This is a genomic window from Mesorhizobium sp. M0052, from assembly GCF_040323255.1.
Classification (GTDB): Bacteria; Pseudomonadota; Alphaproteobacteria; order Rhizobiales; family Rhizobiaceae; genus Mesorhizobium.
This window is the reverse complement of record NZ_JAMYUS010000004.1, coordinates 1-13317: the sequence shown is the minus strand read 5'-3', so window position 1 is coordinate 13317 and position 13317 is coordinate 1. Positions and strand designations below refer to the sequence as shown.

Here is a 13317-nt window from a genome sequence, read left to right as displayed (position 1 = left end):
ATGGGAATCAAGGAAAAGTCCAAGAGTCAACTCGACAAGTTCAAAGAAGCCGCCAACGAGTTGAAAACGGATAAATCCGACGCCGCTTTTGAGGCTATCGTCAACAAGATCGCCCACGCGCCGAAGCTCACCAATGAGCAGATAAGGGAATTGGTGCGGCGGAAGCGCGGTGAGGCACAGGGCTGAAGCTCCTAGGTCTTCGGCTTTCCTGCATTGTAGGGATCGCTAAATTCCCAGTCTGGCGGCGCAAGTTCGGCCATATCGCGCATGATGCCCTGAAACATCCATTCGTCCATTGATCCGTCGAACTCACATGACACGTTGAAGGGCGGGCCGCCCCAAGGCCAGCGCCACCATTCGGCAGTGTTGAGTTTAGTTAGACCGTCAGTGGGACAACAGCCATAGGATCGAAGCCGCTTCTCCCATTCATGCCGCTGAAGCAGCCGAACGGCGATCATTAGGCGGCTATCTTGGCCACGTAGTCAGCGGTTGTCTGCTCAGAAGGCGCATCTGGAAGCGGCAGGCGCGCGCTGGTCATCGTCACTCGAACCGATTTCCCAACCATCTCACTGATGATGGTTTCCAGCGCAGGTATGATGTCGGCAGTGACCAAAGCTGGGATGCTATGCGAAAGCCTAAACCCTGGAACGTCAGGGCTGGATACACGAAGCCCGCCGTCTGGCCGCTTCTCGAAGACCACCGATACATGCTCCAAGTGCGAATAGTCGATTTTCTTCATGGCCGCCTCCCCAGAGGTTCAACGGGATCGTAAAGTGATTTGCCATGAAAAGCCATACCAGCCCTCTTGACTCGAATCAGTTAACGAGTCCTCGCATTTCTGGTTCCTGTTAGGAGAGCCATGCCCCTACGGCTGGGTAGCTTTCGGAAATTGCGCACGGTATGGTTCGCGTTCCATATTCTTTGAGGCGCTCCGTGCCACTTCCGATGTTTCTTTTTGCTGCAACGCCAGTCTTGATATTTATATATTTCAGTCTTTTAGATAACAGAGCAAATAGGTGGGAAAAGAGCGAGAGGAACCCCCTGCTATACGTCTACATGGCACTTCATCTCGCCGTAATTATTGGAATAATTGTGTCCTTTTTTGAGTTATATATTAAAGATTGATAGCGGGGCCTGAAGCTTCCCCTGTGCCGCCCTGTCAGGCATGTAATCCTATTTGACTTTGGGTTTGTCAACCGGATAATCGCCGTCCAAGCACGGGTTCAAACCATGAACAAAATCTGGCATGGTGGCTGCCATGCCGATCATCTCCCCGATTCTCCTCAATCCTCTCATCGACGGCCGCCAGTCCGAACGCGCCATGCTGGTGCGGCGTGGCGTGCAGCGGCTGCTGACGCAAATGGGCATGCATGTGCTGCCCGAACTGTCGCTGGCCACCGGGCGGCGCGCCGACCTTGTGGCGCTGACCCGGCAGGGCGGCATCTGGATCATCGAGATCAAATCCTCGATCGAGGATTTTCGCGTCGACCGCAAATGGCCGGATTATCGGCTGCACTCCGACCGCTTCTTCTTCGCCACCCATCCGGGCGTGCCCTCGGAGATCTTCCCGGAGGAATGCGGCTTCATCCTTTCCGACGGCTACGGCGCCGAGATTTTGCGCGATGCGCCCGAGCACCGGATGGCGGCGGCAACGCGCAAGGCGCTGATGCTGCGCATCGCACGGGCGGGTGCGGCGCGGCTGCTGGCGGCGGAACTGGCGGGTGTGGCGGTGCCGGCGCTGGCGGGAGAGAGCGAGTAGACGAAGCTCAAGTTCCTCGCCCCGCTTTGCGGGGGCGAGGAACCCAAGAACACCTACTCCACCACCTCCTCCACCCCTGCCGCCGGCGCCATCAGGAGCACGGCGGCACCCAGCAGCGCTGCAACGAAGGACCCCGCCAGGATGCCGACCTTGACGGCGTCCTGCAGCGCCATGTCGTTGGCGAAGGCGAGCAGGCCGATGAACAGGCTCATGGTGAAGCCGATGCCGCAGAGCAGCGAAATGCCGATCATGTGCAGCCAGCCGGCATTGACCGGCAGGTCGGCGAAGCCGAGCCGGATCGCCAGCGCCGAGGAGCCGAAGACGCCGGCCAGCTTGCCCAGCACCAGGCCGGCGGCAACGCCGAGCGTCAGCGGCTCGACCAGGGCAGAGGCGCTGAGGCCGGCCAGCGACACGCCGGCATTGGCAAAGCCGAAAATCGGGATGACGAAGAACGGCACGATCTTGTGCAGGCCGTGCTCCAACCGGTGCAGCGGCGAATGGTCGAGATCGTGCCCGCTGCCGGGAGAAGTTTTCAGCGGAATGGTGAGCGCCAGCGCCACGCCGGCCAGCGTCGCATGCACACCCGATTTCAGCACGAGCACCCACAGCACGGCGCCGAGCACGAGGTAAGGCGTCAGCCTCGTCACCCGCATGCGGTTGAGCACGATGAGCACCGCGATGACGGCGAAGGCCGCACCGAGATAGGCCAGCGACAGGCCGCTTGTGTAGAAGATGGCGATGATGATGACGGCGCCGAGATCGTCGATGATGGCGAGCGCGGTGAGAAAGATCTTGAGCGACGCCGGCACGCGGTTGCCGAGCAGCGACAGTACGCCGAGCGCAAAGGCGATGTCGGTGGCGGTCGGGATCGCCCAGCCGGAGAGCGCGGCGGCGTTGTTGCGGTTGATGGCGACATAGACGAGTGCGGGAACCAGCATGCCGCCGGCGGCGGCGACGCCCGGCAGCACGCGGCGCGGCCAGGTCGAGAGCTGACCGTCGAGCATCTCGCGCTTGATCTCGAGGCCGACCAGCAGGAAGAACACCGCCATCAGCCCATCATTGATCCAGTGCGACACGCTGAGCGGGCCGAGATAGGCGTGGAGAGCGGCGAAATAGGTTTCGGCCAATGGTGAATTGGCGACGATCAGCGCAAGGGCTGCCGCAACCATCAGGATGATGCCGCCCGCCGCCTCGCCGTCGAGGAATTCGCGAAGGATGGATTTCGGCTGCTTGTCGCGCATCTGTGCTCCGTTGCCGGGTTTTCCGGCGGCGTTATTGCCGATGATGGGCAAAGGTCGATGGCACGGCAAGCGCAACTGTTTCCAGCGTTGGCGCCGCCCCTCATTGTCCTGCCGGACGTTCGTCATTCGAAAAGCCAAGCAGTTGGCTTTTCGTCCGCTTCGCGGACCATTCCTCAACTCCCCACATAGCGACGGGGAGAAAGAGGCAGCTTCAGCCTCGCCGTCGTCTCCTGCAACGCCGGCGATTGGCGAAACCGGCGATGAGAGCGCCCCTCTCCCCCGTCTCTATACCGGGGAGAGGATGCCGGCAGGCAGGTGAGGGGCAGCGCTGAGGTTCGGCAATTGGCGGCCGGCGCCGCCGGCGCGTGAACCTCAGCGTGGTGCGCGCTTGGCGAGTATCCGCTGCAGCGTGCGGCGATGCATGTTGAGCCGGCGCGCGGTTTCCGACACGTTGCGGTCGCACATTTCGTAGACGCGCTGGATGTGTTCCCAGCGCACGCGGTCGGCCGACATCGGATTTTCCGGGGGGGCGGCGCGCTCTCCGGCGGTGCGGGTGAGCGCTGCAAACACGTCGTCGGCGTCAGCCGGCTTCGACAGATAGTCGATGGCGCCGAGCTTCACCGCGGTCACCGCGGTGGCGATGTTGCCGTAGCCGGTGAGGATGACGGTGCGGGCATCGTCGCGCTTCTCGCGGATGGCGGCGACGACGTCGAGGCCGTTGCCGTCGCCAAGCCGCATGTCGACCACCGCATAGGCCGGCGGGTGGGCGCGCGCCTTGGCCACTGCCTCCTCGACGCTCTCGGCCGTCTCGACCACGAAACCCCTGGTTTCCATGGCGCGGGCCAGCCGCGTCAGGAACGGCTTGTCGTCGTCGACGATGAGCAGCGAGGTGTCCTCGCCTTCGACCATTGCGCCAATTGCTTCTTCGCCAGTCATTATCTCAAAAAATCCTGCTGCCTTAATTTTACGCAGATATAGTTCCTGAACGCCATTGTCCAATTTTGCCGCCTCCGCCAAGGCTTTTACGCGGTGTCGAACATCGAGATCCCCACCGATTCCGGGTTGAGGAAGACCGTGCGCGGCCACGATATCTGCACGATCGCGCCTTCGCCCAGTCCGCTCGAATTGCGGAAATCGAGCGTGGCGCCGGAGCGTTCGAGCAAGGTCTTGGCGATGAACAGCCCGAGACCCAGGCCACCGCCAGCCTCGTTGCCCTGGCGTGTCGACATATAGGGCTCGCCGATGCGATCGATGATTTCGGGGGGAAAGCCCGGCCCGTCGTCGATGATCGAGAAGGTGACGTCGAGCTCGTCCCAGCTCCATCGCACCGTCACACTGTTGCGGGCGAAGTCGACGGCGTTCTCGACCAGATTGCCGAGGCCGTAGATGACGCCGGGGTTGCGCCGTCCCACCGGTTCGGGGCCGACGCGCTCGCCCGGCCGAAGCTTGATCGAGATGCCGAAATCGCGGTGCGGCGCGGTCACCTCCTCGACCAGCGAGGTCAGCGGCAGACGCGACAGATGCGCCTCGCCCTCGGAGGACAGGCTGGTCAGCCGCTTCAGGATCTCGCGGCAGCGCTCGCTCTGCGACCGCAACAGCTTCACATCCTCACCATATTTCGGATCGTTACCCAGCGCCTTCTCCATTTCCTTGGAGACAAGGGCGATGGTGGCGAGCGGCGTGCCGAGTTCGTGCGCGGCGGCGGCGGCGAGGCCATCGAGCGCCGACAGATGCTGCTCGCGCTGCAACACCAGTTCGGTGGCGGCAAGCGCATTGGCGAGCAGGCGGGCTTCCTCGGCGACGCGGAAGGCATAGATGGCGGTGAAGGCGATCGAGGAAAACACCGCCATCCATATGCCGGCGACATAGATGAATGGCATGGGCAGCGGCGCGCCCTCATACCATGGCAGCGGCTGGTGGAAGAAGACCAGCAACGTGGCCGCCGCCATGACCAGCGCGCCGAGCACCGCAGTCAGCCGCAGCGGCAGCGACGCCGCCGAGATGACGACGGGCACGGTCATCAGCACCGAGAACGGGTTGGTGAGGCCGCCAGTCAAATAGAGCAGGCCGGCAAGCTGCAGGCTGTCGAAGGTCAGGATGAAAAAGGCTGAGAACGGGGTCAGCCGGTGCGCCGCCGGATAGCGGAAGGTCAGCACCAGGTTAAGCCAGGCCGAGCAGGCGACCAGCGCGAAGCAGAGGCTGACCGGCAGCGGGAATTTGAGCCCATAGGCGACGACCAGCACCGCCAGGCTCTGGCCCACGATGGCCAGCCAGCGCAGCCGGATCAGCGTGTTGAGGCGCAGCCGCTGGCTTTGCTGGAAGTCTGGCGCGTGCACGATGTTGATCATGGCCAAGGATTATAGCCGGGAAAGGACGAGCGCTAGGTCCCTCGCGGTTTGGCGCGGGCGGTGGCCGCAGCGAGCAGCGGATTTTCCGGCCAGACATGGCGGGGATAGCGGCCGCGCATGTCGGTGCGCACATCGGCCCAGGAGCCGCGCCAGAAGCCGGGCAGGTCGCGCGTCGTCTGGATCGGCCGGTGCGCCGGCGACAACAGCTCGAGCGTCAGCGGCACGGTGCCGTTGGCGATTGCCGGATGGCGGTCAAGGCCGAACAGTTCCTGCACGCGGATGGCCAGCACCGGCCATTCGCCGTCATAGCGGATCGGCACATGGCTGCCGGACGGCGCGTCGAAATGGGTCGGCGCCAGTGTGCCGATCTTGCGCTGCAAATCATGCGGCACCAGCGCCATCAGGCCCGACGACAGCGTGCCGGGGTCGATGGCGGCGAAGGACGCCTTGCCCGACAGGAACGGCAGCAGCCAGTCGTCGAGGCGTTCGAGCAGGGCGGCTTCCGAAACATCGGGCCAAGGCGCGCCGAGGCCGCGATGCAGCCAGCCAAGCCGTTGGCGCAGCGTCTCGCCGTCCTTGCCCCATTCCAGCAGCGACAGGCCGTGCTCGCGCAAGGCATCCAGGATGGCGCGGTCGGCGTCTGTTCCAGTTGGTGCGGGCAGCATGCGCTCCGACAAAGTGATGGCGCCGAGCCTGGCGGTCTCGCGCACGCGCACCGCGCGCCGCTCGCGGTCGAAGCTCGTCTCGCGGCGCGTTACGATCCTGTCTGACAGTGCGGCGCGGATATCGGCCTCGTCGACCGCTGCTGCCGCCGTAATGCGGGCGTTCTGCGCCTTGCCCTGCAGATCGGCGACGACCAGCCAGGTCTCGCCGGCCAGCGGATCGGCGGCGTCGACCATTGCACCGGAGCCGTTGGCGAGCACGAAACGGCCACGCTCGCCGCGCGCCCTGGCGACGCGGTCCGGCCAGGCGTGGATGAGCAAAAGACCGGCAGAAGCGGCTTCGCTGCTCTTGGCGCCGCCCGCCTGCTTCGCCAGCCGCTCGGCCAGCTGCCTTGCCCCGACGGCGCGCGGCGACTTCTCAGTGCGAAAACGGATGAGCCGCCGTTCGAGATCGGCGCCATCGCCGCCGAGGCCACGCTCGGTGAGCAGCACGGCTAGCATCGCAGCCTCCAGCGCGTGGCCGGTGCCTGCCGCCTCGGCGACCATGTGCGCCAGCCTTACCGGCAGCGCCAGCTTGCGCATCGCGCCGCCCTGCTCCGTCAGCCGTCCGGCCGCGTCGATGGCGTGCAGCGCCATGAGCAGCGCCCTCGCCTCGTTGAGCGCCGGGGCCGGCGGCGGGTCGAGGAAGGACAGGCTCGCCGGATCGGCGACGCCGAAGGCGGCGCAATCGAGCAGCAGGCCGGACAGGTCGGCTTCCAGAATCTCGGGCGGGGTGAACGCGGGAAGGGCCGCCGTCTGCTCGGCCCGCCAGAGGCGGATGGTGACGCCTGGCTGCGTGCGCCCGGCGCGGCCGGCGCGCTGGTCGGCGGACGCCCTGGAAACGCGCACCGTCTCCAGCCGGGTCAGGCCGCTTGCCGGCTCGTAGCGCGGCAGCCGCGACAGGCCGGAATCGATGACGACGCGCACGCCGTCGATGGTGATCGAGGTCTCGGCGATCGACGTCGCCAGCACCACCTTGCGGCGGCCCGGCAGCGCCGGTTTGATGGCTGCATCCTGCGCCCTGTTGTCGAGCTGGCCGTAGAGCGGCACGATGTCGGTGTCGGCGCCGAGGCGGCCCTGCAGCCGCTCGGCCGTGCGCTCGATCTCGCGCTGGCCGGGCAGGAAGGCGAGCACGCTGCCGCTCTCGCCGGCAAGAGCGGAGCGGATCGCCTTGGCCATGGCGTCTTCGATGGGAACGCCGGCTGGCCGCTCGTCGTATCTGACATCTACGGGGAACGCACGGCCTTGGCTTTCGATCACCGGGGCGCCGGACAGGAGTTTCGCGACGCGCGCGCCATCGAGCGTTGCCGACATCACCAGCAGCCGCAAATCCGGCCGCAGCGCGCCCTGCACGTCGAGCGCCAGCGCCAGGCCGAAATCGCCGTCGAGCGAGCGCTCGTGGAATTCGTCGAAAATCACCGCCGAGACGCCGGGCAGCTCGGGATCGTCTAGGATCATGCGCGCCAGGACGCCTTCGGTGACGACCAGGATTTTTGTCCGGGCCGATGTGCGGTTTTCCATGCGCATGGCATAGCCGACGGTGGCGCCAGGCTCTTCATCAAGCAATTCGGCCATGCGGCGGGCGGCGGCGCGGGCGGCGAGCCGGCGCGGTTCGAGCAGGACGATCTTGCCGGCGACCAGCCAGGGCGCATCGAGCAGCGCCAGCGGCACCAGCGTCGTCTTGCCGGCGCCGGGCGGCGCCACCAGAACGGCGCTGTTGCCGGAGCCGAGCGCCTGGCTCAGGGCCGGCAGCACGGCGGATACCGGAAGCTCCGGCAAGGATCTCGTCGTCATTGCGTCCGCATATCAGCGGTCACCACAACCGTGCAACGGCTCAAAGCCTCGTGCGCGCAAACGGGTTCCAGCGCACCGTGCCCAGCCGCACCTCCTCGCGCACCATGGTGAGCAGGCCGGACGCGCCGACGACGGCCAAGCCGACCAGCGATATCCAGTCCGGATACTCCTGGAAGAACAACGCACCGAGGATCACCGCCCAGACGATCTGCGAATAATGCGTCGGCGCGATGCGGTTGGCCGGTGCGTATTTGGCGGCCAGCAGCTGCAGCAATTGGCCGCCGGCGGTAAAGGCGCCGCCCAGCACCAGCCACAGCAGCTGCATGGCGTTGGGGAGGGTGAACGATGTGGCGATGGTGCCGGCCCCGTTGAACAGCAGCCCGTAACCGATGAGCACGCCGAGCATGGTGGTGCGCTTTTCCTGCTGGGCGAGCGACCGCATCAGGATGACGCTGACCGCGGCAAGGAAGGCCACCGTGAAGGCGGCAAGGTGTCCGAGATGCAACTCGCGAAAACCTGGCCGCACCACCAGCATGACACCTGCAAAGCCGGCAACCACCGCCAGCCAGCGCCATGGACCGACCTTTTCTTTCAGGATGACGGTCGAGAGAATGGTAACGCAAAGCGGCGCCAGGAAGATCAGTGCATAGGTCTCGGCCAGCGGAATGGTGGTGAAGGCGTAGACGCTGAGCACGCCCGAGGCGATGCCGGCCCAGGCGCGGGCCTGCACCGCCCATGGCCGCCCGGTGCGCCAGAAGTCGCGCCAGCGCTCATCGACTGGGCGGCTGAAAAACAGGAAGCAGCCGGCAAACAGCGTGATGAAGAAGCCGATCTCGAAGACGGTGAACTGTCCGCCAAGGCTCTTGATAACGGCATCGCTGCACGAATAGCTTGCATAGGCGATGAGGGCGAGCAGGATTCCGTTCGTCACGTTTTTCCATTTCCGGGGAGAGTGCAGTGAAGGTATTGGCGCTCGGCGCGCATCCCGACGACATCGAGATATTCATGTTCGGTACGCTGGCTGCCTATGCCACGCAAGGCGCAGAACTGACTTTTGCCGTGGCCACGGATGGCGCCAGGGGCGGCATGGGCGACCCGAGCGTTTTGGCTCGTGTCCGCCGCGACGAGGCGGCGGCCGCTGCGGCGCTGCTCGGCGCAACCCTTCGCTTTCTCGACTTTCCCGACGGCGAACTGGTGGCTGATGCGGCACTGATCGCTTCGCTGAAAGCGCTGATACGCGAGACCGCGGCGGATCTGGTTATCACGCATGCCCCCAACGACTATCACGCCGACCATCGTGCTTTGTCGGACGGCGTGCGCATCGCGGCCTCGTTCGGCGTCCCCGTGCTGCATGCCGACACGATGGGCGGCACCGGCTTTGCGCCGACGCATTACGTCGACATTTCCGCCTACGGCGATATCAAGACGCAGGCGATCCGAGCGCACCAGTCGCAGTGGCCGGAGCAATATGTCGACAGAGCGCGCGTCCAGAATGAGTTTCGCGCCGGGCAATGCAACAGCGTTCCCGGCTCCCTGGCCGAGGCCTTCCGATTCGAGCCGACTTTTCCCTTCGCCGACATCCGCGCGCTGCTGCCGCCCGCGCCCCCTGTTCGGCCGGTGACGCCGCAGACGAAAATTATAGGCGACCCCGGCTAAGCAACTTCCGGGCGAGCCGTCCGGCAATCATTTCCCAACGATTTCAATCGCCGTTTCGCCATGTTGCGGCGCAGCGACGAATTCGCTTGCCTTGTTTAGTAAAAATTGCATCACTAAACAAATTACTAAACATCTGCGGCGCACCGCGCCGCCCTGGCGACGCATAGCGCGCCGTGTTTAGCCCCTCGGAGGAGCGAGGGTTGAGGGGTTCTTGAAACGGCCATCCGGGCGCGTTTCGCAAATGGGAGGAAGGCATGAAATCGAGCTTGAAACTGGCGTTGGGGCTGGCCTCGGCGATTACCGCGTCGACAGCCGTCTCGAACGCCGCGCACGCTGAAGACCTGACGCTTTGCTGGGCCGCCTGGGATCCGGCAAACGCGCTGGTCGAACTGTCCAAGGATTTTACCAAGGAAACCGGCATCGGCATGAAATTCGAATTCGTGCCGTGGACCAACTATGCCGACCGCTTCCTCAACGAGCTCAACTCGCACGGCAAACTGTGCGACCTGATCATCGGCGACAGCCAGTGGATCGGCGGCTCGGCCGAGAACGGCCACTACGTCAAGCTGAACGACTTCTTCGACAAGGAGAAGATCAGCATGGACGACTTCGTGCCGGCAACAGTCGTCGGCTATTCCGAATGGCCGAAGAACACGCCGAACTACTGGGCGCTGCCGGCCATGGGCGACGTCGTCGGCTGGACCTACCGTAAGGATTGGTTCTCCAAGCCGGAGCTGCAGAAGGAATTCAAGGAAAAATATGGCTGGGATCTCGGCCCGCCGACCACCTTCGACCAACTGAAGCAGGTCGCCGAGTTCTTCCAGAAGCGCGAGATCGACGGCAAGACCGTCTATGGCGCTTCGATCTACACCGAGCGTGGCTCGGAAGGCATCACCATGGGCGCCATGGACGTGCTCTACAGCTACGGCTTCCAGTATGAAAACCCCAAGAAGCCCTACGAGATGGAAGGCTTCGTCAATTCGCCAGACGCGGTCAAAGGCCTGGAGTTCTACAAGTCGCTCTACGATTGCTGCACGCCTCCGGGTGCCTCGAACAGCTATATGGGCGAAGGCGTCGACGCCTTCAAATCCGGTCAGGTGGCCATGCACATGAACTTCGCCTTCACCTGGCCCGGCCTGCAGAAGGACGAGAATGTCGGCGGTGACAAGATCGGCTACTTCGTCAATCCGAAGGGTCCCGGCAGCGCCCAGTTTGCGCAGCTTGGCGGCCAGGGCATTTCGGTCGTGTCCTATTCAGACAAGCAGGAATCGGCGCTGAAATACATCAAGTGGTTCGCCAACAAGGATGTGCAGGCCAAATGGTGGTCGCTCGGCGGCTATTCCTGCCTGAACGCGGTGGTCAAGGACCCGGCCTTCCCGTCCAGCCAGCCCTATGCACAGACCTTCCTCGACTCGATGGCGATCGTGAAGGACTTCTGGGCCGAGCCGAGCTACGCACCGCTGCTGCAGGCGTCGCAGAAGCGCTTCCACGACTATGTCGTAGCCGGCCAGGGTTCGGCCAAGGACGCGCTTGACGGCCTGGTCAAGGACTGGACGCAAGTGTTCCAGGACGACGGCAAGATGTAACCGGACCAACGGCTCCTCCCGAGCCTGACCCCAGAGGCGGATGATTTTCAGGCCGAATCGATCAGAAATCATCCGCCTCAGGGCTAAAAAGAGAGAGAGCATGATGTGGTCCGAAAACCGCTTCACACTTTTCGGCATCATGCTCTTGGTCCCGTGCTGCCCTTGGCACGGGACGCAGTTCAGATAAATTCCAGTGTCGAGACTTGACGTGACCGAAGCAGGACTCACCATGCTCAATCGGACTGCGGAGAACGTTGCCCGGGCGACCCCGGAGCCGTTGGCCCGCAAGGTCCGGGGGATCAGCGACAAGGGCCTCGCCTGGCTGTTCATCTCGCCGACGATCCTGTTGCTCTTGGCCATCAACATCTTCCCGCTGTTCTGGGCGATCTACCTGTCCTTCACCAACTTCCGCGCGAACCGCCCGAACGAGGTGGTGAAAAACCTCGGCTTCGCCAACTACCAGCGCATCCTCGGCGACCAGGACATCTGGATCGCCATGCAGACGACGGCGCATTTCGTGTTCTTGACGATCCTGCTGCAGACGCTGATCGGTTTCACGCTGGCGTGGCTGATCGACAGGAAGTTTCGCGGCCACGCCTTCTGGACGACCATCATCCTGGTGCCGATGATGCTGTCGCCGGCGGTGGTCGGCAATTTCTGGCGTTTCCTCTACGAGCCGCAGATCGGCCTGTTCGCCTACGCCATCTCGTTCGTCACCCGGATACCACCGACCGACATCCAGATGCTGTCCAACGTGTCGCTGGCGCCGTGGTCGATCATCATCGTCGACACCTGGATGTGGACGCCCTATGTCATGCTGATCTGTCTCGCCGGCCTGCGCTCCATCCCCGAATACATCTATGAAGCCGCCGAGGTCGACCGCGCGTCCAACTGGCGGCAGTTCTGGTCGATCACGCTGCCCATGGCGCTGCCCTTCATCATGCTGGCGGTGCTGTTTCGAGGCATCGAGAACTTCAAGATGTTCGACATGGTCAACCTGCTGACCGGTGGCGGGCCGGGCTCGACCACCGAGGTCGCCTCGATCACGCTGAAGCGGCAGGCGTTCGAGAGCTGGCGCACCGGATATTCCTCGGCCTTCGCCATCATCCTGTTCGTCGCGGTGTTTGGGCTGGCCAACATCTACGTCAAGGCGCTGAACAAGGTGAAGCAGAGATGAGCCTGACCACCGCCCACTCCGTCGTCGCCCCCTCAGCCAATTCGAAGCGGATCGCCGGCACGATCATCGTGCTCTACGCGCTGATCTCGATCGTGCCGCTGCTGTGGATCTTCGCCACCAGCTTCAAGACGCCGCCGGATTCGATCGCCTATCCGCCCAAGATTCTGTTCCAGCCGAGCATCGAGGGCTATTGCAACCTGTTCACGACGCGCACCAGGCAAACGCCCGAGTACATCAACTCGCTCGGACCCGCGACCGGTTTCTGCGACGAGACCTCGCGCAAGCGCAACATGGTGATTGCCGGCCCGTCCAATTTCCTGCCGCGCTTCGTCAATTCGCTGATAATCGCCTTCGGCTCGACCTTCTGCGCGGTCTTCCTCGGCACGCTGTCTGCCTATGGTTTCTCGCGCTTCAAGGTGCCGCTGGCCGATGACCTTCTGTTCTTCATCCTGTCGACGCGCTTCATGCCGCCGATCGCGGTCGCGATTCCCATCTACCTGATGTACCGCGAGCTCGGCCTGTCCGACACCGCGCTGGGCATGATCCTGCTCTACACGGCGGTAAACGTGTCGCTGGCGGTGTGGCTGCTGAAAGGCTTCATCGACGAGATCCCGCGCGAGTATGAGGAAGCGGCGATGATCGACGGCTACACCAGGCTGCAGGCCTTCTGGCGCACCGTGCTGCCGCAAGCCACCACCGGCATCGCCGCGACCGCCATCTTCTGCCTGATCTTCGCCTGGAACGAATATGCCTTCGCGGCACTGCTCACCTCCGGCACGGCGCAAACCGCACCGCCCTTCATCCCGACTATCATCGGCGAAGGCGGCCAGGACTGGCCGGCGGTGGCGGCCGGCACGACGATCTTCCTGGTGCCGATCCTGGTCTTCACCATCCTGCTTCGCAAACAATTGCTGCGCGGCATCACCTTCGGCGCGGTACGCAAATGATTGGTGTGTCAAGTCGACCCCCCCACCCTAGCGCGTAGCGCCACACCACACCCCCCCACCACGGGGGAGAGGGAGGACGCGAACATCAATAAGGCAGGCTGCCTAACA

General features: G+C 63.9%; 13 protein-coding genes. 6 read left to right on the top strand and 7 right to left on the bottom strand.

The genetic code is table 11. From position 1 onward, the window contains the following. Nucleotides 1-186: a hypothetical protein gene (locus NKJ77_RS05925; RefSeq protein ID WP_023819521.1), complete on the top strand. Its 186-nt coding sequence runs from the start codon at nt 1-3 to the stop codon at nt 184-186. A gap of 5 nt (nt 187-191) precedes the next feature. Here NKJ77_RS05925 and NKJ77_RS05920 read toward each other — a convergent pair whose 3' ends face one another. Together NKJ77_RS05920 and NKJ77_RS05915 are read right to left on the bottom strand one after the other, a co-directional pair. Continuing rightward, nucleotides 192-458, bottom strand: coding sequence for a hypothetical protein (locus tag NKJ77_RS05920; protein WP_155923952.1), 267 nt, complete (start codon nt 456-458; stop codon nt 192-194). Beyond that, a complete protein-coding gene (locus tag NKJ77_RS05915; RefSeq protein ID WP_023819519.1) occupies nt 458-739 on the bottom strand; it encodes an NAD(P)/FAD-dependent oxidoreductase in 282 nt (93 codons plus the stop codon). Before NKJ77_RS05915 ends, NKJ77_RS05920 begins: the two co-directional genes overlap by 1 nt. Before the next feature lie 519 nt (nt 740-1258). On the opposite strand from NKJ77_RS05915, the gene NKJ77_RS05910 reads away from it, so the two are divergent. Further along, a complete protein-coding gene (locus tag NKJ77_RS05910) occupies nt 1259-1759 on the top strand; it encodes an MmcB family DNA repair protein (RefSeq protein WP_023819518.1) in 501 nt (166 codons plus the stop codon). Nucleotides 1760-1812: 53 nt separating this feature from the next. Here NKJ77_RS05910 and nhaA read toward each other — a convergent pair whose 3' ends face one another. The 5 genes from nhaA to NKJ77_RS05885 form a co-directional block, all read right to left on the bottom strand. Then, entirely contained in the window at nt 1813-3000 is a 1188-nt protein-coding gene (gene nhaA, locus NKJ77_RS05905) for a Na+/H+ antiporter NhaA (protein ID WP_023732524.1), read from the bottom strand. A 372-nt stretch (nt 3001-3372) separates the two neighbouring features. Next, nucleotides 3373-3936 (bottom strand): ActR/PrrA/RegA family redox response regulator transcription factor, encoded by a 564-nt coding sequence (locus NKJ77_RS05900; RefSeq protein ID WP_023672848.1) that lies wholly within the window; start codon nt 3934-3936, stop codon nt 3373-3375. An 86-nt stretch (nt 3937-4022) separates the two neighbouring features. Continuing rightward, the gene (locus NKJ77_RS05895; RefSeq protein ID WP_023738116.1) at nt 4023-5348 is read right to left on the bottom strand and encodes an ActS/PrrB/RegB family redox-sensitive histidine kinase; all 1326 of its coding nucleotides are present in this window, start codon (nt 5346-5348) and stop codon (nt 4023-4025) included. Nucleotides 5349-5380: 32 nt separating this feature from the next. Beyond that, a complete protein-coding gene (gene hrpB, locus NKJ77_RS05890; protein WP_352534554.1) occupies nt 5381-7843 on the bottom strand; it encodes an ATP-dependent helicase HrpB in 2463 nt (820 codons plus the stop codon). A 40-nt stretch (nt 7844-7883) separates the two neighbouring features. Beyond that, on the bottom strand, nt 7884-8774 hold the full coding sequence (locus NKJ77_RS05885; RefSeq protein ID WP_023831190.1) for a DMT family transporter: 891 nt from the start codon (nt 8772-8774) through the stop codon (nt 7884-7886). 26 nt (nt 8775-8800) lie between these two features. On the opposite strand from NKJ77_RS05885, the gene NKJ77_RS05880 reads away from it, so the two are divergent. The 4 genes from NKJ77_RS05880 to NKJ77_RS05865 all read left to right on the top strand — a co-directional run bounded on the left by NKJ77_RS05880 (nt 8801) and on the right by NKJ77_RS05865 (nt 13209). Then, entirely contained in the window at nt 8801-9499 is a 699-nt protein-coding gene (locus tag NKJ77_RS05880) for a PIG-L deacetylase family protein (RefSeq protein ID WP_023715560.1), read from the top strand. 254 nt (nt 9500-9753) lie between these two features. Beyond that, nucleotides 9754-11085, top strand: coding sequence for an ABC transporter substrate-binding protein (locus NKJ77_RS05875; RefSeq protein WP_023755609.1), 1332 nt, complete (start codon nt 9754-9756; stop codon nt 11083-11085). 229 nt (nt 11086-11314) lie between these two features. Continuing rightward, nucleotides 11315-12262: a carbohydrate ABC transporter permease gene (locus NKJ77_RS05870; protein WP_032897586.1), complete on the top strand. Its 948-nt coding sequence runs from the start codon at nt 11315-11317 to the stop codon at nt 12260-12262. Continuing rightward, the gene (locus NKJ77_RS05865) at nt 12259-13209 is read left to right on the top strand and encodes a carbohydrate ABC transporter permease (protein ID WP_023711245.1); all 951 of its coding nucleotides are present in this window, start codon (nt 12259-12261) and stop codon (nt 13207-13209) included. Before NKJ77_RS05870 ends, NKJ77_RS05865 begins: the two co-directional genes overlap by 4 nt. Nucleotides 13210-13317 lie beyond the last annotated feature (108 nt).

Bases quoted from the DNA above. Each gene is read 5' to 3' on its own strand.
- NKJ77_RS05925 (WP_023819521.1), top strand. From the start codon at position 1: ATGGGAATCAAGGAAAAGTCCAAGAGTCAACTCGACAAGTTCAAAGAA.
- NKJ77_RS05870 (WP_032897586.1), top strand. From the start codon at position 11,315: ATGCTCAATCGGACTGCGGAGAACGTTGCCCGGGCGACCCCGGAGCCG.
- NKJ77_RS05875 (WP_023755609.1), top strand. From the start codon at position 9,754: ATGAAATCGAGCTTGAAACTGGCGTTGGGGCTGGCCTCGGCGATTACC.
- NKJ77_RS05900 (WP_023672848.1), bottom strand. From the start codon at position 3,936: ATGACTGGCGAAGAAGCAATTGGCGCAATGGTCGAAGGCGAGGACACC.
- NKJ77_RS05895 (WP_023738116.1), bottom strand. From the start codon at position 5,348: ATGATCAACATCGTGCACGCGCCAGACTTCCAGCAAAGCCAGCGGCTG.
- NKJ77_RS05915 (WP_023819519.1), bottom strand. From the start codon at position 739: ATGAAGAAAATCGACTATTCGCACTTGGAGCATGTATCGGTGGTCTTC.
- NKJ77_RS05920 (WP_155923952.1), bottom strand. From the start codon at position 458: ATGATCGCCGTTCGGCTGCTTCAGCGGCATGAATGGGAGAAGCGGCTT.
- NKJ77_RS05910 (WP_023819518.1), top strand. From the start codon at position 1,259: ATGCCGATCATCTCCCCGATTCTCCTCAATCCTCTCATCGACGGCCGC.
- nhaA (WP_023732524.1), bottom strand. From the start codon at position 3,000: ATGCGCGACAAGCAGCCGAAATCCATCCTTCGCGAATTCCTCGACGGC.
- hrpB (WP_352534554.1), bottom strand. From the start codon at position 7,843: ATGACGACGAGATCCTTGCCGGAGCTTCCGGTATCCGCCGTGCTGCCG.
- NKJ77_RS05865 (WP_023711245.1), top strand. From the start codon at position 12,259: ATGAGCCTGACCACCGCCCACTCCGTCGTCGCCCCCTCAGCCAATTCG.